Below are 25,213 nucleotides of genomic sequence, written 5' to 3'. Positions count from 1 at the left end.
CGAGCGTTGCGGCTCGTTATAACGCATGCGCAACGCCAGCCGATGCCAGGCGATTATCGCCCGCGCGAACGGCCGCGAGGCGCGCCGCCACCTCGGTTCGCACCGCCCGAGTTGGCGTTGCCGCCACCCGCGCGGTTGCCGCCGCCCGAATTCGGGCGATTGCCGCCCGGCGCACGATTGCCGCCGCCGGGGTTCGGGCCGTTGCCGCCGGCTCGCTTGCCGCCGCCCGCCGCCCGATTGCCGCCGCCGGAAGGCGCGCGATTACCGTCGACGTCACGGCCGCCACGCGCACCACCGGCACCACCGGCACCACCCGCGCCGCCGCCGGGACCGCCGAAGCCACCAGCGCCACGACCAGCACCGCGATTGCCGTAACCGCCGCCGAAACCCGCCCCCGCGCCGCCGCCAAAGCCGCCGCCCGCCGCACCGCGCCGGCCTTGACCGCGCGGCTGTTGTTCGAAGCGGCTATGCGACATCAGCACCGGTTCGCGGCTGATGAAGCCCATCGACGTCTGCATCGGATCGGGCTGCTTGCGCTCCGGCGCGGAGCCGCGGCTACCGCGCTCCTCGCTCGGCGCCTTGAGTCCCACCGACGCCATCAGCGCACGCACCTGGTTGTCTTCGAGTTCTTCCCAACGGCCGCGCTTCAAGCCCTTCGGCAGCGAAATCGGGCCGTGGCGTGTACGGATCAGGCGGCTGACCATCAGGCCCGCGGCTTCGAACATACGACGCACTTCGCGATTACGCCCTTCAGCAAGCGCAACGTGATACCAGTGATTCGTGCCTTCGCCGCCGCCATCGCGGATACGCAGGAAGTTGGCCGGACCGTCTTCGAGTTCGACGCCGTGCAGCAGCTTCTGACGCATGCCTTCGGCGAGCTCGCCGACCACGCGCACCGCATACTCACGCTCGACGCTGTAGCGCGGGTGCATGAAGCGGTTCGCGAGATCGCCCGAAGTGGTCAGCATCAGCAGACCTTCGGTATTGAAGTCGAGGCGGCCGACCGCGAGCCACTTGGCGGTCTTCATGGGCGGCAGCTTGTCGAACACCGACGGCCGGCCTTCCGGATCGGCGTGGCTCACGATCTCGCCGGTCGGCTTGTGATACAGCAGCACGCGCGGCGGCTTGTTGGGGAGCTTGCGCTTGACCGGCTTGCCGTTGATGCGGACCTGATCGGTCGGCATGATGCGCTGGCCGATGTGAGCCGGCTCGCCGTTGACCGATACACGGCCTGCGACGATCAACTCTTCCATATCGCGTCGTGAACCCATGCCGGCTTCGGCCAGGACCTTGTGGAGCTTCGGCGCGTCATCGTCGGCAGCGAGCACGCGCTTGGGCGCGGCCGGCTTGCCACCGCGCAGCATGGGTGCGCGCACGCCGCCCGTCGTGCTGTTGTCGGCGTCGAATGCCGGCGACGTCACATACGAGAACAAGTCGTCCTGAGTCGCGTCGGCCGCTGCCGTCGGGGCTTCGCCACCTCGCCGGTTCTGGCGCTGACCGCCTGCACGCGGCTGGCGCTCGCGCTGACCTTCGCGAGCAGCGGTCTCGCGGGTGCCGCCCTCGCGAGGCGCGCCTTCGCGCTGGCCTTCGCGTTTCTGACCGCCCGCATTGCGGCGCGGCCCTTGACCTTTCGCACCCGCCTCTTTACGCGGCATGCGCACCTTCGCCACGACTTCGCCGTCCGGCGGAGCCTCGGCGACGACCGGCGCGGCCTGCCCAGGCGCACCTTCCGCGGCTTTCGTCTTGGCTCCGGCGCGGCGCCGGGCGATCAGGCTGCGCGGTCCGCGACGCAGGCCGCGGCGCGGACGGTCCTCACCGTCTGCTTCCGTGGTCTGCGCCGGGCGCTCGCTCTCGCCTGCCGACGCTTGCGTGGTGCGCGTTTCGTCAGCGCGCGCCGACGGCACGGCGCGCTCGGATTCGGACGAATCGGTGTCGTGGGTATGTGTCAAAACAACCTCAAAATGTCAGGTCGCGCGCGCCCATTGCGGGCGCGGCAAAAAAAGTTCGGTTACGTCAGGCGCTGCGCGACTCGGGTTCGTCGTCGGTCAGAATGCCTGCGTCCTGTGCAGCATCGCGACGATCTTCCTGATCGCCGCGCGCCGCCGTGGTCGAGTTCGGTTCGGCGGCGTGCTCCGTATCGCGGAGTACGCCCAAACCGTGCGCGGGTATTGCCGGATCGGCCTGGGAGACCGGATCTTGATTCACTTCAGACTCTGCGGCGCCGGATAGCGGTGCAACGTTTGCCGCTTCGGTAGGCGTCGGCGTAGCCGCCTCGCCCGGTTCGCCCGCCGTCTCAGGCGCTGCCTTTAATTCGGGTGTGACTTGTTCAACGCTCTCGTGGCTGTCGACGCTCGCGGCTCTCTCAGCCGCTGCTTCCAGCCGCTCAGCGGGCTCGAGCTGCACGCCATCGACATGCTGCGCCTCGTGTGCCTCACCCTCGTGTGTCTCGCCCTTTTCCGCAGCGATTTCCGTTCCTGCCGCCTGCTCAGCGTCGCTTGGTGCTACTGCGCCGGTCGCCTCAGGCTGTTCGAGCGCGATGTGCTCGCTCGCTTCGTTCGACGCCGGTGTCTCCGCGGATTCGACGTCGGAAAACTCGATTGCATGCTGGCCCAGCAGATCCGCATTCAGTTGCGCCGACGGGTCGGCGAGCGGTGGCAACTCGTCTAGCGCCCGCAGACCGAGGTCGTCGAGAAACTGGCGCGTTGTCGCGTACAGCGCGGGACGTCCCGGCACGTCGCGATGCCCGATCACTTCGATCCAGCCGCGATCTTCGAGCTGCTTCACGACCTGCGTGTTCACCGTGACGCCGCGAATCTCTTCGATGTCGCCGCGCGTAACCGGTTGCCTGTACGCAATGATCGCGAGCGTTTCGAGCACCGCGCGCGAGTATTTCGGCGGTTTCTCGGGATGCAAACGATCCAGATACGAACGCATCGCGGGCTTGCTTTGAAACCGCCAGCCCGACGCCAGCCCGACCAACTCCACACCGCGCCCCGACCAATCCTGTTTCAGGTCTTCGAGCAATGTCCTAACGGTGTCTGCCGACACGCCGTCGGCAAAGAGCTTGCGCAAATCGCCGAGTTTTAACGGCTCCTGCGCGCAGATCAAGGCTGTCTCGAGGACGATCTTCGCCTCTTGGGTATTCATGCAGCTAGGTCAGACCCTGTGGTCAAAGAACCGGATCAAACAGACGATGTGGAACTGAAGACGCGCTCGCCCGATTCTGATCGGTCATATTGATGGGAGCACGCACCGGGGGGAGGCGAAACAGACTATCGAGCCAAACCCAGCCGGACGGAGCAGCGATATTCCGGACAGGAATCGCGTGACTGAGCGCCATATTACGCAAAAACAATCGGTGCGTAAAGCCGAACCCAAGGACAAAATGCCCGCCGCATCGGCGCGTAATGCGTGAGCCGACGCCTGCCTGCGCAACGCGCCTGCATTTGCCGGAGTGCGCTTGTCATCGAGGTTCTTCCGCGCGCCACGCGCGAACTACGACGTTCGATGCAATGTTAGAAACCGCTTCAGGCGCTCGACGCCCGCGTCGAGCCGCGCCACGTCGCACGCGTAGCACCAGCGCAGGAACCCCTCGCCCTGCGGACCGAATGCACTGCCCGGCGCGAGCCCCAAGCCCACTTCCAGCACCATGGCTTTGCAGAGCTCCAGGCTGCGCGAAGCGCCCGTCATCGAGAAAAAGAGATACATGGCGCCGGCGGGCGCCTTGACGTCGATGCCGGGTACGGCCGACAACGCCCGCACGAGATGGTCGCGCGACGCCTTCAATTCGCGCACCAGTTCCTGCGTGAAGCGCTCGCCCTGCTCGACTGCAGCGATTCCCGCCTGCTGCACGAAGGCCGGCGCGCACGACGTGTTGTACTCCACCAGCTTGCCCAGATCGTCCATCAGGCTCACCGGTGCGACGATCCAGCCGAGCCGCCAGCCGGTCATCAGCCACGCCTTTGAAAACGAGTTCACGCAGATCACGCGCTCGTCGCGCGTGGCGAGATCGAGAAACGACGGTGCGGTGCGTGCGCCCACTGCGCTTTCGCCGTCGTCGGAATGGTCCGGATAATAGAGACGCTCGTAGACTTCGTCCGCGACGATCCAGATACCGTGCTGTCGGCAATGTGCGAGCACCGCCTGCTGCTGCTCACGGGTCATCACCCAGCCGGTCGGGTTGTTCGGCGAGTTGACGAGCAGCATGCGGGTGTCGGGCGTAAGCGCTGCCAGCAATTGCTCCACGTCGAGCTGCCAGCCATGTTCGCCGTAGTCGAGTGAGACTGTTTCGACATGCGCACCGAGAATTTTCGGAATTTCGACGAGATTCGGCCACAGCGGCGTGACGGCAACCACACGGTCACCCGCGCCCACTACCAGTTGCGCCGCAAGCATCAGCGCGTTCACGCCCGCGCTCGTCACGGCGATATGGTCCGGCGTCGTCTTGCCGTGAAGTTCGCTCACGTAGTCCGCGAGCGCCGAGCGCAGCGGCGCAATGCCGAGATTGTGCGTATAGAACGTCGCGCCCGCGGACAGCGCGGCGCTTGCGGCGTCGCGGATGAAGGCCGGCGTCACGCGGTCGGATTCTCCGAACCAGAAAGGCAGCACGTCGGCGACGCCAAAGCCGGCGTTGGCCACTTCGCGGATCTGCGAGGGACGCAGCGCGCGCACCGCATCGCGCGCGTTAGGGACGGATGGCACGGAGAATTCCGATTCGCTCATCGAGGCTTCCAGGTGATGTCGAGATAGAAAAATGGCTAAGCAAAGGGCTAAGCGTCAACGGGAATGTCAGATAGAGCGCTCCGGGCGGGCACAACCGGCAGCGAGCGCAGACGGGAGTTTAGCCTGGCGTCCAGCGTCCAGATGGCGAGCCACGCACACGCCGCGGGCACGGAGCCACGAAGGCGACGGTCAGGAGCATCCGACATTCGTGCCGCCGCAAGCCCCGAAAGGGTGCTATCCGTTGATCGAATCAGGTCAGATCCTCGGCCCGCGCCGGTAATTCGCGGATCAAATCCCATACTGCCTCAGCTGCCGGCGACAACGAGCGATCGCGACGCCGCACCAGTTCGACCGTGCGCTCAGCCCGCGGCACCAAGGGCCGCGCGGCCAGTGCGGCGCCCGCAGGCAACGGCAACGCGAGCCACGGCAGCACGCTCACGCCAATGCCCGCCTCGACGAGCCCAAAAACCGTCGCGGAATGCCCCAGTTCCTGCACCACGTTGGCGTTCACACCGTACTCGTGCATGACGGCGTCGATGATCGGCCGGCTGCCGGACGCGTAATCAAGCATGACGAGCGGCTGGCCCTCGAGATCGGCCCAGCCTAGTTCCTTCTGCCGCGCGAGCGGATGATCGTCGCGACACACGAGGCAGAAAGAGTCGGTCATGAGCGATTCGCTCAACAGATCGTCGGCGGAAAACGGGCCGATGACCATGCCGAAATCCACCTCTCCGGATTTGACCTTGCGCACGACGTCGCTTTGCACGTCGTCGCGCAAGCCGAGCGCAATGTGCGGAAAGCGCTCGCCACACGAGGCCAGCACGCCAGGCATCAGCCGGCACGCGACAGTCGGACTTGCGGCCACGACGACGCGCCCACGACGCTGCTCGCCGATTTCGCGAATTTCGCGCAATGCGTCGTCCAGGTCGATCAGAAGGCGCGACACGCTCGCGACGAGATTGCCGCCCACGTCGGTGAGCTGCACCTCGCGGGTTGTCCGGTCGATCAGTTTCAGGCCGATTTCCCCTTCCAGTTCACGCACACAACGGCTCACCGCGGATTGCGTCAAGCCGATCTCATCGCCCGCGCGACTAAAGCTCTGCAGGCGCGCGACCTCGATGAAAACCCTTAGCTGGCGCAGCGTGACATTCATTTAGTCGGCTCATCAATGGCATTGTTTGATGCACATTGTACCCGTCCGTGGCCGCCCAGCACCGCATTTCACGACGCCGCTGCAATGCAGCAATAAGGCGCAAACGCACGCGCTGCGGGCCTGGCTGCACAAGATTGGTGATTGTCCCGATTTGCGAGATGGGTTTTTTGGATTCTCATACGGCCCTAGCTAGCGCCCGCGCTGGCCCGCTGTCACGGGGCTTTCAGGCGGTTGGACTCAACTTGGCACACATCCTGCATTTACATGCTCACAGGGTCGGCGCCATGACTTCTGACTGCATAGCAGACCGTGGCAAACCCGACCCCCTTGGCACTCGCCTATCGAGTGCGTGGAGAGTGCGCGGCGCGGGGCAGCGCACCGGAGTTAGCTTCGCTGAGGTGAAACATGATGCTGTTCGACGATTTGAGAGACAACGAGTGGGCGCTGGTCGAGGCGTTGTTCTGTGCGGAGCCTGCACGGAGCGAGCGTCGCGGTCGACCGCGCGTCGAAGCGCGCGCCGTCGTCAACGCCGTGCTGTGGGTGCTGTCGACAGGCGAAGGCTGGTCCAAACTGCCGGGCCGCTATCCGTCGCCGCCGACCTGCCGCCGCCGTTTCGACGAGTGGCAAGCCGATGGTACGCTCGCCGAAATAGTTAAGCGACTGGGCACGAGCGGACGCGAAATCTCGCTGCGCGGACGCATTGGCGCGACCGCGGCGAAGCCGCCGGCACCGCCGAGCCGTGACCGTCTGCGCGGCGCATTCTGGACCAATCCGGAATCGTGGCGCGCGCCGGTCAAGATGGCTTAAGCGAAATCGTCTGTCTCCGGGCGCCTGCGGGCGCCCGAAGCATATCTGGAACCGCCCGGCGACTGCCCGGCGGGTTTCTTCGACGGCCTCGGTTCGGCGGCTTTATTCGACGGGAGCGCTTCGGACGGTTTGCGTTCCGGTAGCTTCGTTGCGGGGACTTCTGTTCCGACGGCTTCATTGCCGGCAGGCTGACTGCCGATAATGCATTTAGGACGGCTTTCGAGCCGGCCTGGTCCCACGGCTTCACTTCGTGCGGCGTCGCTCGACTCCGCGTTTCAGCGACTTCCCCCGCCGACCGTTTTCGCACGCCTCTTCACGGCAGCTGCGACAGCCCCCCATCCCCTTGGCAAAACACTAACGCGACGAGCGAGCTTCCACTGCCGGTGCGACCACCTGTTCGACTCCGCCTGCGCCTGCCTCAGACGTCCGAAGCAACCCGAGAGTTGCGGATGAAACATCCATTTACCATTACTTACAGCGTGCTTTCGTCTGCAGACATACCTTATGGGTATGCAAACATGCCTGGTATGCACGGGGCTTGGACGGGAGCTCAGCATGAAACCAATGTCACTGCTTTTGTGCGGCATTGTGCTTTCATCAATGGCCGCATCGACGCTCGCGCAAGAACGCCCGCAAGGTTGGAATTGGCGCCCTGATCGAACGGCTTCGATGGAGGCATGGCAGCAAAGCGCTGCGCGTAGCCGCGAGTTCACGCCGCCCACGCCGCGGGGCGACTTGCGCGGCGATATCGCGAGCAATGTCCGCGCGCGGCCTGAAGCGCCGCACGGTGAGCCGTCGCGCCGCCGTTAGGTCGCGGCGTGCGCGGCGCGCCAGCGAGCGCACAAGTGAAAGCGAAGGCGCCGCGAATGGACAGCGAATATCGGGGAACCACGGCTCGCGTCACCGGTCTGACTTAACGCCATTAGCACAGCGTGGCAGCAGTAATTCCGGTACGCCCGTATCTTCGTGATACGGGCTTTTTTTTGCTCGCGCCGGATCTGCGCTTGCAAGCCGGGTGGGTTGAGGATTCAAGGAAGACGTGACAGGTCTCCGTCCGCGTGGCGCGGCCGGAGACCGGAAGCATAGGAGGCCGACTAGAGCGTGTAGCCGCGCAGGCCAGCAAGCCATTCGGTCAACAGGGACGTTCTGGCCATGAAGGATTGTAAAGGCCTGCTCCAGCTGCGCTGAACAGCTACGGGCGAGCTTCGAGCGGCATCGGTGAACGGCTCTCTACTGCAGCGAGAACATAGTCGTTCATGCGCTGCGCGGTCCAGGTGAGAAGGCCCTCGTCGTGTGAGAGCCGGGCGAATTCTGCGCGGCCTCGTTCTGTGAGGACGGCAATGTCGACAGGGGCATGAAAGCCCGGCGCCGGCGCGACAGTGCGCTGCCGAACTGTGTCCATGAGGCCTAGCGCGCGAAGATATTGGAAGACGCCGGGCCGTCTGGCCCATGGCACCTGGCGATATTGCGCTCGCCGCAGCGCTTCGAGTACCGCTTCGTTGGAATACGTGGTCATCTCACTTCTTTCTTAAAGTGCAGCTATGACACATCTATGCCAACACGTCACCGCGCCACCAGTGACGCGCCTGGCACCCGCCCGTGGCTGGAAGCTGGCCGCAAGTGCTACGGCCGAATTCCGCCAGGTGCTGCCTTGGTCTTGATTCGGAACCCCCGTCAGAACGGCATGTTAGCGTTCTACCTGCGAGCCGACGATGCAACCGCTGCGGCGCGATAGCAGGCTCGAAGATTTAATCCCGAAAGACATACGTTACCCCATCTAAATTGATTCTATTCATTTTATTAGCGCTTTTTTTTGCAGCAATCGTGATATGGAAGCGCGCTCGACGCCCTCTCGCCTTTTGCACAATTGCCTTCTTCTGGCTGGTTTCGGCCGGGTGGCTAACAGCACCCTTACTGCGCCTTGCCCAGCCGCAGGCGCAAACCAGCACGCCCGCACAGTTCGCCCCGCGCACCGCGATCATCCTGCTCGGCGGCGGCACCGTGTACAACCGCGACAAGGTGCTCGTGCCGCCGCGCGACGTGATGACGCGCATCGACGTCAGCGCTAAGAACTACGCGGCGTGCAAGCGCGCCGCAAGCGTCTGCAGCGTGATTATTAGCGGCGGCAATCCGCAGCGGCATCCCGCGACGGAAGCCGACACCTACCTGCCGTACCTGCTACGCGAACAGGTGCCGCGCTCTGACATCGTGCTGGAAAACCGTAGCCGGACGACCTACGAAAATGCGCGCAACGTATCCGCTATTGTCGGCCAGTCACGTTACGATTCCTTGATACTCGTCACTTCGGCGTACCACATGCCGCGCGCGATGCTCGACTTCCAGCATTTCGGCCTCTTTCCACAGCCGCTGATCTCCAGCTCGCGCCGCGCCCATCTCGGCCTGCTGCCGCGCTACTCCAACCTGGTGAACGCGGAGATCGCGCTACACGAGCTTATCGGCATTGCGCAATATCACGTGTACAGCGCCATTGGTCTCTTCTGACGCGAGGTGCTACCCGCCGATCTGCCCCGCGATGAGAACACCGTGAATCGTCGAGCGCATATCAAGGCGCTATGCATACGCGTCAAGTAACAAGATGTAAGCCCGCGCGGTCGCGGTTACAAAGCACCCCGCTGGAGCGCATATTGCTGACTAGAATGAACTGTCCTTCCCATGGACAGACACGTACCTGGGTCCACAACCACTCTGCGGAGGTAGCAATGAAGAAAGTGTCCCTCGCGATCCTGATTTCCCTCGGTGCCGTAACCGGCGCGGCTTACGCGCAGGAAAGCGGCGTGACGATGAGCACCGACCCGGCACGGGCAGCCGACGTCGAGCAGCGCGCGCAGGAATTGCAAAATCGCCCGCAAACCATGGAAAGCGCGCCTGCACCCATGAAGCATCACAAGAGCTCGCCGCATCACAAGAAAGGCATGAAGTCCGACGCGTCGAGTTCGTAAGCGGTCGTCAGACACGCCGGCAGCCGGCGCTTTCTGGCGCACGGGGTGAGTGCACCTGCGGCCTCGCCGCGAAGGTGAAAAAGCCGAAGCCGGCATCGCTGGTTTCGGCTTTTTTATTGTCTTATGCACCGGCCGGCGCGCGATGCCCGGTATGCTAAAGTCGCGCACCGACCGGCGCCCTGCCGGAATCTAACCGTGCGCACCCTGGTGCGGAGGACAGCATGAGCAACATCCAGCTTGATATCGAATGGACCGAAGCAGCATCCCGCAAAATTGAAAAACTGATGCCGCGCGGCGGTCAGGAAGCGTTCCTTGCGCTGCCTCCCGTCGAATGCCTGCCGATGGAAGGCGACGTGCTGTTTCTCGGCCCGGACGGCAAGCAGCAACCGTTTATCGTCGCCGAGCGCCAATATCATCACGACGGCGAAGCGGACTGGACCATCATCCTGATTCTCGACGTGCCGCAAGCCACGCATTAACGTCGACGGCGAGCGTCGCTCGGGCCGGCAGCGGCCCGGCAATCACTCGCCGTACGAACGTGTCGCGCCCTGACAATCTGCGGGTGCGCGGAAGACTTACAGAATCTTCGTCACAACGCGAATTTCCGCGTGTTCCACCCAGTCCGCCACTGCCGCCTTGTAGGCCGTGATGTGCGCGGATCTGGCGTGCGCGGCCAGCGCCTCCTGACTTTCCCAACGCTCGAAAAACACGAACCGGCGCGGCTCCTGAACGTCGCGATGCAAGTCGTACTGAAGCGCGCCCTGCTCGTTGCGCGTCGGTCCGACAATACCTTCGAGCGCCTCGCGCAACTGCTCTTCATAGCCAGGTTTCGCCACTGAAATTGCGACCACCGCGATTTCCGACATCCTTTCTCTCCATCTCACGAAAAGCAGCAGCATACCCGCCGCTCGCCGGTGCTGCAGGCGACCCCGCAACGTGCACCGCGTGCGATCAAGGAACAGCCCAGGAACAGCCGCGCCCGAATCGGTTCAATATGCAATAAGCATCAGGAACTGAAGTTTGGCGGGCATACACGGCCCGCCCTGCTACCCTCGGCTCATGCAAGCTCACGAATGCCGGATGGCCGTCGGTCCGGATTAACGCGAGGCGGCACAGCCCGGAACGGCGGCGAGCCAAACCCGGCGCCGCGGCCTGCGTCATCGGCGAGTGGCCACGTGATCTCACAGGTGGCCTGGCTGGTTCGCTTCTCTGTGACAGCCCGCACATTCATGCAATTTGCAAGCTGCTAGACTCATTTTGACCACTCTGCGGAGTTCGCATGGCTGGCACTGCTCTCAGCGTTCCAGGGTTCGTCCCACTGCGCGGTGCGGGCGTCCGCGTTGAGTATTACGTTGCGCATCCGCTGTGCGCCGAGTCTGCGTGCGCACCCCGTCACCCGATTGCCGCGATGCCACCATGTCCGCTCTCTCGCCCGTATTTATGCCATCCGTCAGCGACGTCAGTCTGAGCGGCCTGCTTCCTCATCTGGTCCGGGACGAATCGGGCTGGACCGCAACGTGGCGCGCGCTCACGCTGCATAGCGTGTTTCAGCCGGTGCTGTCGGTCACGCATCAGTGCGTGGTCGGCTACGAGGCACTGCTGCGCGCATTCGATCCGGTCGGCCTGCCCGTTTCGCCCGAGGTTCTCTTTTCGGGCACCCGCTCGGCGGCCGACGCCCGCGAACTCGACCGCATCGCGCGTTGCCTGCACGTCGCCAATTTCATGGAGCAAGGCATCAGTAGCGGATGGCTGTTCCTCAATACGCGGCCGCAGGTGTTCGAGACCGGCTGGCCGCAGCGCACCTTCATCGACGAGTTGTCCGCGCACTTCGGCCTGCCGCAGGAACGTATCGTGATCGAAGTGCTCGAGCAGCCCGCCGACGACGAGTCCGCCGTCGCCAGCATGCTGGCCGCCTCGCAGCCTCGCGACTTTCTGATCGCGATCGACGACTTCGGCACCGGCTTCTCGAACTTCGACCGCGTGTGGCGCTTCCGGCCGGACATCGTCAAGCTCGACCGCTCGCTCGTTGCGCGCGCCGGCAAACGCGAAGGCGACGACTCGATGATCGGCCATCTGATCGCGATGCTGCATCAGTCCGGCACGCTGGTGCTCGCCGAAGGCGTCGAAACGGACGAGGAACTGATGATCCTGATGCAGGCCGACGTCGATTTCGTCCAGGGTTTCTGGCTCGGCCAGCCCAATGGTTCGGTCGAGGCGGCCATTGCGAGAGTGCCGGCGCAGATCGAGTCGATGTGGGGCAAGTTCGCGGAATACGAGCGCGCGCATGCGCGTCACAAGCAACTCGGCTTCGAAGGCTTCGCCGAAGCGGTCATGGCCGCCGCCGAGGCTTACCGGACGACGGGCGACCTGCAGCAGGCCGCGCACAACGTGTGGCACCTGGGCGAGGCGCGCCGGGTGTTCATCACCGACGAGCACGGTCAGCAGACCCAGGCATCCGTCACCGCCGCCTTCGTACCGCCGCCGCCCCAGCGGCTCGCACCGATCGCGAGCAGCGCTTGCAGCAACTGGTCGCGGCGCGCCTATCTCAAGCACGCGCTGGCCGCACGCGGACGCGTCGCGATGATGGGTCCGCACTACTCGCTCGCGGACGGCGAAGACTGCTATACCGCGGCGCTCGCCTTCGACCGCGACGGCAAGACGCACGTGCTGTGCGTCGACTTCGTGCCGACGATGCCGGCCGGTCCCGCAATAGGGTTGCGCGCGGGCGGACGGCCTCGCTAGTCGTCCACGCGGCTGCGGCCCGATTTGATCTCGCTGCGCCTTAGCTTGCTCTCGAGACGCCGTACATTCGATGCGCGTGTCGGCCGCGTCGCAACGCGCGGCTTGCGCGTCACGCTGACGCTTTCCACGAGTTCATCGAGCCGCGCGAGCGCCGCCGCACGATTCAGTTCCTGAGTCCGGTGTTCCTGCGCCTTGATGACCACCACGCCCTCACGCGTGATGCGGCGATCGGACAACGCGAGGAGGCGCATCTTGAGCACTTCGGGCAACGACGAAGCGCGCACGTCGAAGCGCAGCTGGATCGCGCTCGACACCTTGTTGACGTTCTGACCGCCCGCTCCTTGCGCACGCACTGCGGTCAGTTCGATCTCGTTCGGCGGAATGAAATAGCGGGATGTCATGACGCTAGATTGAAGAAAACATTCGAATGTAGATGGCGGGGAGCGGCGCACCCTTTGCGCTCTGGCGCGCGCGATTCGGGAGGTGCCGGGGCATCTGCAGCATCGGCTGGCGCAGCCCGAACGGTGCGGCGTGAACGGACAGACGCATGTCCCGCGCCTGGCTGGCGATGCAGCAGTCGCCGGCAGTATCGCGATTCATCGGCTAACGGCCGCGCGATGCCTCCTCGATTCTCGCAGCAAGGCCGGAGTCTCGCTGAGTGGGCGTGGCGATGGCCTGAGCCAGCACCGCGCTAGCGCCGATCACTTCGACGCGCTCGCGAGCGCGGGTGATCGCCGTATAAACCAGCTCGCGCGACAACACCCTGCTGAACGTGGACGGCAGCATCAACACCGCATGCTCGAACTCCGAGCCTTGCGACTTGTGCACGGTCAGCGCGAACGCGGTGTCATGTGGGGGCAGCGCGGCCGGCGACACCGCGCGCAGACCGCCGTCGGCGGTCCTGAAATAGACGCGCAGCGCGCCGCCCGCACCGGGCAACGCGATTCCGATGTCGCCATTGAAGAGCCCCAGCGCGTAGTCGTTGCGTGTGACCATCACCGGCCGCCCGGCGAACCACTGGGCGCCGACTGCAAGCGTCACGCCGGCCGAGCGCCGCACCTGCGCCGCCATTAGCGCGTTCACCTGATCGACGCCGCGCGGTCCCAGGCGGGTCGCGCATAGAACCCGGAAGCGATTCAACGCGTCGAATAACGGCAGCGGGTCCGGAGTTTCCGCGGCGAGCGCTGCGGCAAGCGCGTTGGCATAAGGCGCGAACCCGGCCGCGAGGCGCTCGACAGTGCGTTCGGCCAGCGCCACGTGGGCGTCTTCGTAAAGCGACGCCGAGTGTTGGGTGGCGTCGTCGAGCAGCACATCGAGCGCCGCGCTCGCCGCGCCGTTGCGAATCGCCAGCGACAAACGGCCAATCGGAGATTCCAGTCCGAATCGATAGTTGCGCTCCAGCCAGACGACGCAATCCGCGAGTGGGCTTTGCGACTCGTGGCCCGCCGTTCCGGATCGCGCACTGGCGGCTGATGCGTCGGCGCCGTGCGGATCTGCGCTGCGAGGGTCGCCGACGTTGCTGACTGAGTTGCTGACTGAGTTGCTGACTGAGTTGCTCGCTGAGTTGCTGGCGACGTTGCTGGCCGCGTCGGGCGCGGCGAACAGGTCGTCGGGCGGGGCATCGAAAAGATCCGACGCGTAATCCGCCGAACGACCGGTTTGCCAAAAGCGTTCTGGCTGTTCGTCGACGTCTTCGGCCAGTCGTGGCAGCGCCTGCGCGAGTCGCGCCTCTCCGATGCCGAGCGCACCGGCGATTCGCTTCACGCCCTGCGCGCTGAACGCCGGCCGCGCGCTGAGTTCGGCGAACACAGCGCCGGCCTCTACCGCTGCGAGCTGATCTTTATCGCCAAGCATCACGAGCCGCGTGTGCGGTGCAATGGCGTCGAGCAGATGGGCTGCCATCGCAACGTCGATCATGGATGCTTCATCGATCACGACCACGTCATAAGGCAGAGGATTATCCCGATGATGCCGGAAGCGCCCGCTGGGCCCTGAGCCGAGCAGACGATGCAGCGTGTACGAAGTTTGCGGCAAACGCGCGGCGAGTTCAGGCGGCAAATCCCCGGCGCGCGCCAGCAGCGCTTCCTGCATGCGTTGCGCCGCCTTGCCGGTGGGCGCCGCGAGCGCGATTCGCAGATCGGCGCGCGCGTCGAGCAGGCACGCGAGCACGCCGACCACCGTTGTAGTCTTGCCTGTGCCCGGACCGCCGCTAACGATGGTGAGACGCCCCGACAACGCCATGACAGCGGCCACGCGCTGCCAGTCGACTTCATCGTCTTTCGGGGGGCCGAAGTAGCGCACGAGCCGTTGATGGAGGGTTTGGGTTGTGTCGGCGTTCGCGCTCGTATCGACGGCGGCCTCACTATCGAAGGCCGTGCCCTTTTCCCCGCCGGCTCGGCCGCGAGCGCTTGCTGGCAACGTTCCGGCGGCATGCTCCGCAAACCGCTCCCCCGCGTCGCCAAGGCCCCGTGCGCTCTCCAACACAGTCGCGCGCATCGGTGCACCCGCATGCGCGACCAGCGCCCGCGCGAGACGCCGCTCGTACTCGTAGTAACGCGCGAGGTACAACCGCCCTTGCGCGTCGATCACCAAAGGACGTAGTGCGGACGCCGCTTGCGACCCGTCGCTCGCCATGCCGCTCGCAAACAAAGCCATCCGCACTTCGGCCGTGGACGCCTCGAACCGACGCGCGAGCGCGGCCAGTGGTACGCACACGTGCCCTTCCGCGGTCGCGCGGCTCGCCGCGAACGCCGCGCGCGCTGCCCATCTGACGGCTTCCGTCGACGCCCCGCCGCGTCGTGCCAGGACACCGATGCGCCGGGCGAAGCCTTCCGCCAGGGCAATGCTGAAGTCCGCGGGCGCGGGCAGATTGACACCGAGATCGTCGAGTTGAAGCGGCGCCGACACGGTCTGATTGAACGTGCTCATGCGGCACCTCCGATCATCGCCGCATCGAGCAGCGCAACGAGTTCGAACGCAGGCCGCCTCACGTGCACACCGGCTTGGGCTTCCGCGTCGCGCCAATGCGGACGAACGCCCCGCACGAACAGATACAGATAGCCGCCGATATGCGTCTCGTACGAATAATCGCGCACGCGAGTCTTCAGATAACGATGCAGCGCGACCGTATAAAGCAGCGCCTGCAGGTGATAGGCATGGCTCGCCATCGCCGCTTCGACCGGTGCGGCGGCGTAATCCTGCTCGGTATCGCCGAGATGGTTGGATTTCCAGTCGACAATCCAGAACCGTCCGTCGTGCTCGACGATCATGTCGATGAATCCTTTGACGAAACCTCGCAGCACACCGGGCTCGAGCGCGACGTCCGGATAGCCGTGTGCGACCAGCAATTCGCGCAGCACGGCGAAGTCGAGCGACGGTGCCGCGAACAGGAATTCGAGTTCGTTCAGGCGCCGCCGCGGATCGAGTCGCGCCAGCGTCATGCCAGGCACGAGTTCGGTGCTGACGACATCAGCGAGAAGTTTGTGCATCATCGCCGGCAAACGCGGAGCAAGCTCTGGCGACGCCGGTGCGGGACGCTCGTGCAACGCGCCGCGTATCGCATCCGGCCAGCTTTGCGGATCGCTGAAATCCGCGAGTTCGAACATGCGATGCAGGCATTCGCCCGCCGCGGCTCCGCGCGGAAACGCGAGAATGTCATCGGCGGCAAGGGACTGCGCCTCCAGCGCCGGCTCGGACACCGTGACCGGCGTGGCGACGAGCGCATCGGCGATTTCATCGTGATCGGGCCGCACTTCTTCCACCGGCGGCTGCGCGTCTTCGGCCTTACTGCCCGCGACAATCAGACCGCTGAAGCTCGCCATGCGCCACTGATCTCGCAAGGGCCGGCGATTACTGCGCGCCCGCTTGTCAGCGCTGCTTTCATGCATGCTTTCGAGCGGCGCGCGGCGCTCGACCTTCGGCAACGGTTGCAATGCGATCGGATGACCCGCCAGCGCTTGCCAGCGCGCGGACAATGCGGCCTCGTCGGGCGGCTCGGCGAGCCAGCCGTCGAACTCGTAGCCACCGCCCGCCACCAGCCAGTTCAGCACGCTGCGTCGCGACTCTTTCGTGGAGCGCGACGACAGGTACGTGCCCGCGACGAGATAACAGCGGTACACGGCGCGAGTCAGCGCAACGTAGACGAGCCGCGCCCGTTCGGCCGCCTGCTCGCGCGCCGCGTGACGGGTCGCGCGTTCGGCCTCGTCGTCGTCACAACCGTAGTGCAGCACCGCGTCGCCGCTGGCATCGTGATACTCGCGTGCGTCCGGTAAGCCCGACGACGGCGGCTCGCGCAAGCCGCCGTCGTTCAGGAACGGACAGAACACGACCGCGTATTCCAGCCCCTTCGACTTGTGCACGGTAACGATCTGCACGAGATTGCGGTCCGACTCCAGCCGCAGTTGCGCCTCCTCGCCGCCGCCCTGGGTGCGCTGCGCGGCGAGCCAGCGCAACGTCGGCGCAATACCCGGCTGCGAGGCCGCCCGCGCCTGCACGAGTTCGGCAAGGTGATTGACGTTGGTCAGACGCCGCTCGCCGTCCGGCGCTGCCACGAGCCGTTGCGCGACGCGCAGTTCGCGCATCAGGGTGCGCCACATGACGGCAAAGCCGCGCTCATGCCAGAGCGTGCGGTAGCGCGAAAAACGTTCGACCCAGCCCATTGCGTCCGCCGCGTGCGCGGGATCGTCGGCGACAGCGGGTGCGTCGGCGACCTGTTCCAGACGCCACAGCGCCGCGGCGTCCAGACCAAGCCAATCGGTCGCAAGCGCGGCGCGCAAGCGGCGCAGGTCGCCAGGCGTATCGACGGCTGCGAGAACCCGCTCGATCTGCTCTGCGTCAAGCGTCGCGAACACCGAGGCCTGCGCGAGTTCCACACTGCCGACGCCCCATGCCGCCAGCACGCGTTTGATCAGACTGCCCTGCTTGTGCGTCTGCACGAGCACCGCAATGTTGCCGGGCGCGAGGGGCGCGTCGCCGATCGTGACGGTGCCCTCGCGAGCACCGCGCAGGAGCCGCACGATTTCGGCCGCGCACGCTTCACTCGCCTCGCGCTGGGCCTGGCGTTTGGTCAATGCGCTCTCGCCTTGCGGCAACGTCCAGACGCGGAAATCGCCAGCCTCGGCGTCCGGGTCCGTCAACGGCGGCCTGCGCCGTTCGCCGGCTCGCACCGGTTGATAGTCGAGGCCGTCGAGCACGAACGCCTGTGGGTTTGCCTCGAAGACCCGATTGCAAGCTTCGACGATCGGCGCCGTCGAGCGCTGGTTGACGGCAAGCGTGTAGCGCGCCGAAGCCGACGCGCGCGCTGCCAGATAAGTATGCAAATCCGCCGCGCGAAAACTGTAGATGGCCTGCTTTGGATCGCCGACCAGAAAGAGCGGACCTGCGGGCGCAAAAATGCGGCTGAAAATTGCGAACTGCAGCGGATCGGTGTCCTGGAACTCGTCGATCAACGCAGCGGGATAACGTGCTCGCAGCGCATCGGCGAGCCACGGATGTGCTGCGAGCGCGCGGTAGAGATTGGACAGCAGATCGTCGAACGAAACGACGCGGCGCGTGCGCTTGCGCGCCACCAGTTCGGCGGGCGCATAGTCGAGCCAGGTCTGCATCAACGCGAGCCAGCGCGCGCGTTGCGCCGCTTCGGCCGCAACAACGGCTGCCGCCAGCGCTTCTGCATGCTCGAAGAACACATGCTCCGGCGGTTCGAACTTGACCTTGGTGGCTTTCTTCAACGCGGAAGCCGTCAATTTGAGCGCAGCCCGTGGCGGCGGCGCATGGCAATCGCCCTGCGCGAAGTACTCGGTCCAGGCGGCGATCGCGGCGCTCACATGATCGGGCTTGTGCGTGGTCTTGCTCAACCGGTCTTGCGCCTGTTCGAGCAGCGCCATGATCGCATCGCGCTCCGCATGCCACAGTTCGCATGCAGCGTCGAAGCCGGCTCGCGGATCGGCGCTCGCCTCGGCGTCTATCACGCCCCAACGCAGTTGCGCCAACGGCTTTTTGAGGCGCCGCGCGAGTTGTTCGTCGAGCGACGCCGGGCCGGCTCTCTTCGCGACCAGCCAGGCCGCGAACGCCGGATGCGCATGCGCGACGGGCTCAACCTGCTCGCGCCAGAAATCGGTCGCCAATTCGAAGCGCAAAGCGGCGTCGTCGGCTTCCATTTCGAACGCGAACGGCATTGCGGCGGCGAACGGCGCTTCCTGCAACGCCCGTTGGCAAAACGCGTGGATCGTGTGGATCGCCGCCTGATCGAATGTGCGCAGCGCTCGACGCACCACCTTCAACGCCGCTTCACGGTCAATGCCACGCTCCGGCGCGAGCGTCGTTTCGAAGAGGCGGCGAATGAACGGATCGCCGCCGTCGTCGTCCACTTCAATCGCGCGGTGCAGCTCGGCGAGGCGCCCGCGAATGCGCTCGTGCAGTTCTGCGGTCGCAGCCTTCGTAAAGGTCACGACGAGAATCTGGTCAGCGTTCAGATTCTTCTCAAGCAGCAACCTCACGTAGAGTGCGCAGATGTTCCACGTCTTGCCCGTACCTGCCGACGCCTCTATCTGATTAACGCCGTCGAGCGAACACGCGAATACATCGAGCTCTTCAGCGGCTAGCGCATGACGATGCAGCGCGCCGCTCATGACACGCTCCGCAGATGCTGCAGCAACGGCTTGAAAACGATCGCTGCGAGGCTGCCAAACGGTTCGTCGAGCGTAAGCGGCGTACCTCGCAGGGCGATGCGCAATGCGGGGTCGTCGGACTCGCCGCGCACGCGGTCGTTGATCCATACGCCCTGCGCCGCCGAATCGCTTTCGCTCACCTTCGCCCACGCGCTCTTCGGGAAAAAACGCAGCGGCAGCCTGCGCCCCGACCTGAACAGCGCGGCGAGCGGCGCGAGTTCTTCGAGCGGGGCAGCGACGGGCGCGAGCTCGAAGCTCTCACCGCTGCCGTGCCAGACAGTGCGACGCGGACCGTCGGGCAGCGCCGCGCAATAGGCGAGATGCGCGAGCCATGCAGAAAGGTAGTCGCGTGCAGTAGGTTTGGCGTAGCGAAAAATCACTTGTCCGGTTTCAGTCAGCAGATTCAACGTGCCGTGCAGTTGCAGCGGCGTCAGCGCGGCCTCGCGAAGCTCCGCGTCATGAACGCCGAACAGCTCGCCCGCAATGTCCGCGTTATCGGGCCAACGCGGCGCGATGTCGAGCACGAACGGCAAGCGTTCGACGCCCGATGCCACCTCGCGGCGCACACTATCGGCGAGCTGGCGCAACGCGCCCAGTTCTCGCGCGCGCCACACGGCGCCGGTCGCGCCGCCGGGCAACTCGGGACTCGCCTCGGCCACGCGCCGAACGCGGTCGAACATGAGATCGTCATCTTCTATGTCGGCGTCGAGCAGCACGGGCAACAAGCGGCCGGCCAATGCATCGCGTCCTGTGTAATCGAGTTCGAACGGCTCGGTGTCGAGCAATTCACCCTGGGCGTCCGACAACACAATGCCGAGGCGGTCACGCAGCAGCGCGCGCGCCGGATGACGCCAGAAGCGCACGAATTCGTCGAATCCGACGGGCGCGGCATCTTCAGCGGGCAACGGGTGATCGAAAAATGGCGCGGCTGCTTGCTGCTGCGGCGCCGCAAGCAAGGTGGCAAGTTCCGCGCGATCGGCGTCGTAGGTAAATAGATCGGGCTGCGCGGTGAAGTACTCCGACGCAAACGCCTGCAACGGGTGATCGACGATGAACGCCTGGCGCGCTTCTTCAAGCTGCGCGGGACTTGCGCCCTCGCCCGCCGACACCTGCGCGAGGTGGTCGAGCAGTTCGTCGACGAGCGCGGCCGGCGGCAACGGCGCATTGTCGCGGATGCTGCGGCCGGTATAAGCGATAAAGAGCCGGCTGCGCGCGGCGAGCAGCAGATCGAGAAAGAGATTGCGCTCGTCGTCGCGGCGCTGCCGGTCGCCGGCTTTGCCGAACGCGGCCATCAGATCGAATTCGTCCGCACGGGCGAGGCTCGGCAACACGCCGTCGTCCATGCCGAGCAGACAGACCACGCGGTACGGCAAACCGCGCAAGCTCGTCAGCGACGAAAACGTCACGCTGCCCCAAGGCACGCCGCCGCGCGCGGGGTCGTCGAGTGCTTCGGTGAGCGCAACGCGCACGACTGCCGCGGGCATCGCGACCTCATGCGCGCCCGCCTGCATGGCGTCGCTCATCTTGTCGATCGCGTCGCGCACGGCGGCGAGCGACTCCGCGAATTCGACGCCGCCGTCGAAACACTGAGCAAGCGTTTCGAGCAGCAATTGCGTCCATTCGGCCGGCGTCTGCTCCGTCGCGCAACGCACCGCGAAACTGTCTATGTCGTCGACGAAACGCGACAGGCGGCCGAGCAACTCCGCGTCTGAACCGTCGGCGCCCTCGACAGGCAGCCACGCGTCGACCGGCTCCCCGCCCTCCGGCATCGCATAGCCGAGATACAGACGGGTCAGCGCATCCGCGAAGGTATGTCGCGCGACCGGCACGTGTTCGCCGCTCGGCTCCGCTGGCGATAGGCCGCGCCGCGCGCCGGCCGCCGCGAGCCATTCCTGCGCGGCTTCGAGCGAGCTCGCGTCGATGCCGTAACGCACGGCGACCGCGTCGACGCGCAACCATTCGATCAGGTCCGGTGCGCCGACGCTGCGCTCGGGCAAAGCCAGCCAGTCGAGCACGAGGCGCGCGACCGGATTGGCCTGCGAAGGCGGTAAGCCGGTGATCCGATATGGAATGCGGCGCGTAGCGCCACTGGGTGTAGTGCCGAACACCGCGTCGATCAACGGACCGGCAGCGCCCAGATCGGACACGGCGACGAGCACGTCGGACGGTTGCAGATCGTCGAATTCGTCGAACCAGCCGAGCAGACGGTCGTGCAGCACTTCGAGCTGCCGCGACAGGCTGTGACACACGTGAACTTCAATGCCGCGCTCGTACGGCAACTCGTCGGCTTCGGTCTCCGGGCGCAGATCGAGAATGCCGTTTTGCACGGCGGCAAGCCAGCTCGGTTCCGGATTCTCAGAGAACTCGCCGGTCTCGCCGGAAGCCGCGCTTTCGGTGAGTTCGTGCAGCATATGCAACTGCGCCTGAGTCTGACGACCCCACTCCGCAAGCAGCGGATGACCGACCTCCTGATAGTCGAGCTGTCCTGCCGCGTCGAGCGCCTGAACGCGGCCTTCGCTCACCACGTCGAACCAGAATTCGCGGCACGGGTTCATGACGTAGAGACGCACGTCGACCCAACGCGACAGCGCACGCAGCAAGGCGACGTGCAGCGGCGGCATGGTGGGCAGCGCGAAAACGCTCACCGCTTCCGGCCAATTTGCTTTTGCAATGGCGTCCAGGTCGAGCGTTCCGATCTCATCGAGAAAACGGTATGCGGGCGGCAACGCGGCGTCGGGCGTTTGTTCGTTGCCGGCAAGCTCGGTCAGCACAGCGCGCCACAATGCGGCTTGCCAACGTTCGTCCTCGCGCGCCGCGTCACTCGCGCCGACGAGTCGCGGGCCTGTGTCGTCCGCCCCGCCGCCTGCGAAGATGGAGCCGCCCTTCTGCCATTGCAGCAGCCATTCCGGACGATAGGTCAGATAGTGGTCGAGCACGGTTGCCACACGCCGCGCCAGTTCGTAGCGCATCGACGGATCCGCGGCATCGAGATAGGTGCGAAGACGCGGCGACGCATTCCACGGCAGAGACTCGTGCGCATCGCCCAGCAGACGATAACAGCGCCACACAAGCCTGTCCGGCGCGAACGGCGAATGGCGCGGCACTTCGATCACGCCACCGATTTGCGCCCACAACCATTGCGCGAGATAGCCGAAGCTCACGTTCGCGCAGACGCCCTGGCGCGCGGCGATATCGAGCTCGAGCCTGCGCCGCACGGCGGCGCTCGGGACGATCACCGGCTGCGCGGTCCAGGCGTCGGACGGCGCTTGCGCGAGGTCGTCGAGCAGCGCGCCGACAAGCGTTTCATAGCGGTTCGAGTAGAAGAGCTGGAGCATGGATCCCGGACAAGGCGGTGTGGCGTTGCCGCATTTGCGACAAGCGCGCGAACCGCGGCAGACATTGAAGCGACAGCATAACAAAGCCGCTCGCCGCGCAGAACCTGGCCGAATGGACGAGGTCAGATCAGGTGCAAAATCAGTTAGACTCGTCGGCAGTTTTGGGCTGTCCCTGGGCTCGTGCCTTCAACCGCTTCTTGTCAGTGAATGGGAATCAGGCAGTCGATGCGCTATTCGGTTGAAATAAAAAAATTCCTTTATAGCCAGTACTTTTATGGCGGCCTGCGCATCGCGGTCGGCGTGTCCCTGCCGGCGATGCTGTGCCTGATCGTGTTCCACAACCGCGAGTTGGGCTTCACGATTGCAACGGGCGCGCTCGGCGCCTGTGTGGTCGATATGCCGGGCCCACTGAAGTACAAGCACAACGAAATGCTGGCGTGCTCGGTAATCGGTTTTCTGTCCGCGCTTGCCACCGGTCTTGCCACCGTGAACCCGGTGGCGCTGTGGTGCACGGTGGTGCCGCTCACGTTCGTGCTGTCGTTGATCGTGGTGTACGGCAACCGCTGGCCGCAGATCAGCTTTGCCACGCTGTTCATGATGATCATGACGCTGGAAGAGCATTTCACGCCGATGCAGGCGCTCGTCAACGCGTCGTGGATTCTTCTCGGCGGTCTCTGGTACACGTACTGGTCGACTGCCGTCAGCCGCTGGATGATGCATCGCATCGAACAGCAGGCGCTGGCGGAGAGCGTCTTCGCCTGCGCCGATTATCTGCTCGCGCGTGCCGCGTTCTACGACCTCGACAACGACCTGGACGAGTGTTATCGCAATCTCATCGACAAGCAGATCGCCGCGGTAGAGCGGCAGGATGCGGCGCGCGACATCGTGTTGCGTAATCTGCCGAAGTTAAAGAGCGGCAAGCTGGAGCCGCGCCGGGCAATGCTGTTCAATCTGTTCATCAATACGGTCGACCTGCACGAGTTGTTCGTCGGCGCGCATACGGACTACCCGCTCGTGCGCAATACCTTCGGCGGCACCGACCTGCTGGTGTTCTACCGCGACCTGATTCGCAAGGCCGCGAGCGATCTCGAAGAGATTGGACTCGCTGTCCTGCAAAACCATGCGCCGAGGGCGCGCGTCAACGTGAAGGCGGAGCTGCGCGCGATCGAGTTCGAGATCGAACTGATGCGCAAGCAGGAACTGCCGGCGAAGAATCCCGAGGCGTATTCAGCGGTGTCGTCCACGTTTCGCCGTGTCTGGAGCGCTACGCGTCTGATCGACAAGATGCGCAGGAGTCTGTCGAGCGATCCGAGCACGACGGAAACCGAACTGCGCCTCGACCAGGCGCTGAACCGTTTCGTGTCGAGCCGCCGCGTGCCGTTCGGCCAGATCTTCTCGAACCTGACCATGGCCTCGCCGAGCTTCCGTCACGCGCTGCGCGTGACGATCGCGGTGGCGGTCGGCTTCTGGCTCGGCCGCCTGCTGCCGCTCACCAACGCGTACTGGATCGTGATGACCACCGTCATCATTCTGAAGCCGGGCTACTCGCTGACCAAACAGCGCAACGGACAGCGGATCGTAGGAACGTTGATCGGCTGCACGGCGAGCATCGCGCTCATGATCTTCGTGAAGGAGCCGCACATTCTGCTGGTGGTGATGTTCGCGTCGATGGTGATGAGCTATAGCCTGCTGCTGTTCAACTACACGGCGAGCGTGGTGTTCACTTCGTCGTATGTGCTGCTGATGTTCCATCTGCTCGCGCCGGGCAGCATGCGCATCATCGGTGAACGCGCGATCGACACCGTGGTGGGTTGCGCGATTGCGATTGCCGCGAGCCACCTGTTCCCGTACTGGGAATATCGGCTGATGGGCAAGCTGGTCAACAACATGATCGGCGCCACGCGCCAGTTTCTCGAAGCAAGCTGGTGGTGGAGCGGCAAGCCGGCCGCCGCCTCGGTCGCCACGGTGACAGAAGCCGGCGCGCGGGCGCCGGCCGCGGCAATGGCCGATCCCGCCATCGAATTCGGCAAGCCGATGCTGGCGGTTGCCGGCCAGGTACTGGAAGGCGCCGGTCAAGCGAGTTTGCAGACCGGGGAACCGGCCGGCACTCCCGCAAACACGGGCAAGGAATCAAACGGGTTGGCCGGCTCGGGCGTTTCGACGCTCGGCAACACGACGGCAAAACCCGTCGCAGGCGCGTCGCCAGCGGCCGCGGCTGCGGCAACCGCACTCGATCGCGATTACCGTTATCGACTCGCGCGCAAGAACGTCCACGTGGCATTTGCGAATCTGGGGCAGGCGTTCCAGCGCATGATGCTCGAACCGAAATCGGCGCAGAAGTTCGTGCCCGAACTGAACGACCTGCTCGTGCGCAGCCATGTGCTCGCTTCGCAGATCACGGCGGCCGCGCCGCTGCTGCGCACGTCCGCGCAACAGGCCGACGGCGTGTCGCTACAACCGCTGCAACGGGCGTTGAGCCTCGTGCGCGACAATCTCACCGAAGCCGAGGCCGGCACTGCGCCGCCCCCGGATCAGGCCGAGCAGATCAGGCAACTCACCCGCGAGCTCGACACGATGGTGGTCGAAGCGGAGAAATCGAAGGAATACTCGGCGGAAGCAGTGCACGACATGAAGCTGCTCGTGCATCAATGCAAGCAGATGCTGGCAGCGGCGGCGCTGATTCGCAAGGATGCAAGTGTGATTCGCCTGCCCGATGAGTGACGCGGCCGACTGAAGTTCGACCTTGGCTCGCGCCGGGTTCGGCACGGCTTCGCCATGACTCCGACGATGCCTACGAGACGCGAACCGTGGCTTTTCCGTCTCGCGCGA

16 protein-coding genes and 1 pseudogene are annotated in these 25,213 nt (G+C 65.1%); 7 read left to right on the top strand and 10 right to left on the bottom strand.

The features are described from left to right. Nucleotides 1-53 precede the first annotated feature (53 nt). The 4 genes from rluB to H281_RS0126225 all read right to left on the bottom strand — a co-directional run bounded on the left by rluB (nt 54) and on the right by H281_RS0126225 (nt 5,875). Nucleotides 54-1,949 carry a 23S rRNA pseudouridine(2605) synthase RluB gene (rluB, locus tag H281_RS0126240; protein ID WP_020070114.1) on the bottom strand — a complete coding sequence of 632 codons (1,896 nt, stop codon included), beginning with the start codon at nt 1,947-1,949 and terminating at the stop codon, nt 54-56. Between the two features lie 64 nt (nt 1,950-2,013). Beyond that, nucleotides 2,014-3,147: an SMC-Scp complex subunit ScpB gene (scpB, locus tag H281_RS0126235; protein ID WP_020070113.1), complete on the bottom strand. Its 1,134-nt coding sequence runs from the start codon at nt 3,145-3,147 to the stop codon at nt 2,014-2,016. 348 nt (nt 3,148-3,495) lie between these two features. Then, a complete protein-coding gene (locus tag H281_RS0126230; protein ID WP_020070112.1) occupies nt 3,496-4,722 on the bottom strand; it encodes a pyridoxal phosphate-dependent aminotransferase in 1,227 nt (408 codons plus the stop codon). A 250-nt stretch (nt 4,723-4,972) separates the two neighbouring features. Further along, the gene (locus tag H281_RS0126225; RefSeq protein WP_020070111.1) at nt 4,973-5,875 is read right to left on the bottom strand and encodes a LysR family transcriptional regulator; all 903 of its coding nucleotides are present in this window, start codon (nt 5,873-5,875) and stop codon (nt 4,973-4,975) included. Nucleotides 5,876-6,283: 408 nt separating this feature from the next. Here H281_RS0126225 and H281_RS0126220 point away from each other — a divergent pair. Continuing rightward, nucleotides 6,284-6,679 (top strand): annotated as a pseudogene (locus tag H281_RS0126220) (transposase); the annotation flags it as partial. Between the two features lie 558 nt (nt 6,680-7,237). Continuing rightward, complete coding sequence (locus H281_RS37365; protein ID WP_027777281.1) at nt 7,238-7,492, top strand: hypothetical protein; 255 nt, start codon at nt 7,238-7,240, stop codon at nt 7,490-7,492. A 382-nt stretch (nt 7,493-7,874) separates the two neighbouring features. Here the strand turns inward: H281_RS37365 and H281_RS0126210 are convergent, their stop codons facing one another. After that, on the bottom strand, nt 7,875-8,198 hold the full coding sequence (locus H281_RS0126210; protein WP_020070109.1) for a hypothetical protein: 324 nt from the start codon (nt 8,196-8,198) through the stop codon (nt 7,875-7,877). Between the two features lie 308 nt (nt 8,199-8,506). Here H281_RS0126210 and H281_RS0126205 point away from each other — a divergent pair, with 308 nt between their 5' ends. The 3 genes from H281_RS0126205 to H281_RS0126190 all read left to right on the top strand — a co-directional run bounded on the left by H281_RS0126205 (nt 8,507) and on the right by H281_RS0126190 (nt 10,121). Then, nucleotides 8,507-9,184, top strand: a complete 678-nt coding sequence (locus tag H281_RS0126205) for a YdcF family protein (RefSeq protein ID WP_027804961.1) — start codon at nt 8,507-8,509, stop codon at nt 9,182-9,184. A 218-nt stretch (nt 9,185-9,402) separates the two neighbouring features. Continuing rightward, the gene (locus H281_RS0126200) at nt 9,403-9,642 is read left to right on the top strand and encodes a hypothetical protein (RefSeq protein ID WP_020070107.1); all 240 of its coding nucleotides are present in this window, start codon (nt 9,403-9,405) and stop codon (nt 9,640-9,642) included. Nucleotides 9,643-9,863: 221 nt separating this feature from the next. Beyond that, on the top strand, nt 9,864-10,121 hold the full coding sequence (locus H281_RS0126190) for a hypothetical protein (RefSeq protein WP_006052974.1): 258 nt from the start codon (nt 9,864-9,866) through the stop codon (nt 10,119-10,121). 96 nt (nt 10,122-10,217) lie between these two features. Here H281_RS0126190 and H281_RS0126185 read toward each other — a convergent pair whose 3' ends face one another. Continuing rightward, nucleotides 10,218-10,508: a putative quinol monooxygenase gene (locus H281_RS0126185; RefSeq protein WP_020070105.1), complete on the bottom strand. Its 291-nt coding sequence runs from the start codon at nt 10,506-10,508 to the stop codon at nt 10,218-10,220. A gap of 550 nt (nt 10,509-11,058) precedes the next feature. Here H281_RS0126185 and H281_RS0126180 point away from each other — a divergent pair. Continuing rightward, complete coding sequence (locus H281_RS0126180) at nt 11,059-12,384, top strand: EAL domain-containing protein (protein ID WP_020070104.1); 1,326 nt, start codon at nt 11,059-11,061, stop codon at nt 12,382-12,384. Here H281_RS0126180 and arfB read toward each other — a convergent pair. The 4 genes from arfB to recC form a co-directional block, all read right to left on the bottom strand. Next, complete coding sequence (gene arfB / locus H281_RS0126175) at nt 12,381-12,785, bottom strand: alternative ribosome rescue aminoacyl-tRNA hydrolase ArfB (protein ID WP_020070103.1); 405 nt, start codon at nt 12,783-12,785, stop codon at nt 12,381-12,383. The two genes, H281_RS0126180 and arfB, sit on opposite strands and share 4 nt — an antisense overlap. Nucleotides 12,786-12,987: 202 nt before the next feature. Beyond that, nucleotides 12,988-15,312, bottom strand: a complete 2,325-nt coding sequence (locus tag H281_RS0126165; protein WP_020070101.1) for an AAA family ATPase — start codon at nt 15,310-15,312, stop codon at nt 12,988-12,990. Continuing rightward, nucleotides 15,309-19,010, bottom strand: coding sequence for an exodeoxyribonuclease V subunit beta (recB, locus tag H281_RS0126160; RefSeq protein WP_020070100.1), 3,702 nt, complete (start codon nt 19,008-19,010; stop codon nt 15,309-15,311). Before recB ends, H281_RS0126165 begins: the two co-directional genes overlap by 4 nt. Further along, the gene (gene recC / locus H281_RS0126155; RefSeq protein ID WP_020070099.1) at nt 19,007-22,384 is read right to left on the bottom strand and encodes an exodeoxyribonuclease V subunit gamma; all 3,378 of its coding nucleotides are present in this window, start codon (nt 22,382-22,384) and stop codon (nt 19,007-19,009) included. The genes recB and recC overlap by 4 nt, the downstream gene beginning before the upstream one ends. Before the next feature lie 225 nt (nt 22,385-22,609). On the opposite strand from recC, the gene H281_RS0126150 reads away from it, so the two are divergent. After that, nucleotides 22,610-25,105, top strand: a complete 2,496-nt coding sequence (locus H281_RS0126150; protein ID WP_020070098.1) for an FUSC family protein — start codon at nt 22,610-22,612, stop codon at nt 25,103-25,105. Nucleotides 25,106-25,213: the final 108 nt, after the last annotated feature.

The organism is Paraburkholderia caledonica (assembly GCF_000383275.1).
GTDB classification, from domain to species: domain Bacteria; phylum Pseudomonadota; class Gammaproteobacteria; order Burkholderiales; family Burkholderiaceae; genus Paraburkholderia; species Paraburkholderia caledonica.
Note: the sequence above shows the minus strand (reverse complement) of the source record. Positions and strands in the feature narration are given on the sequence as shown.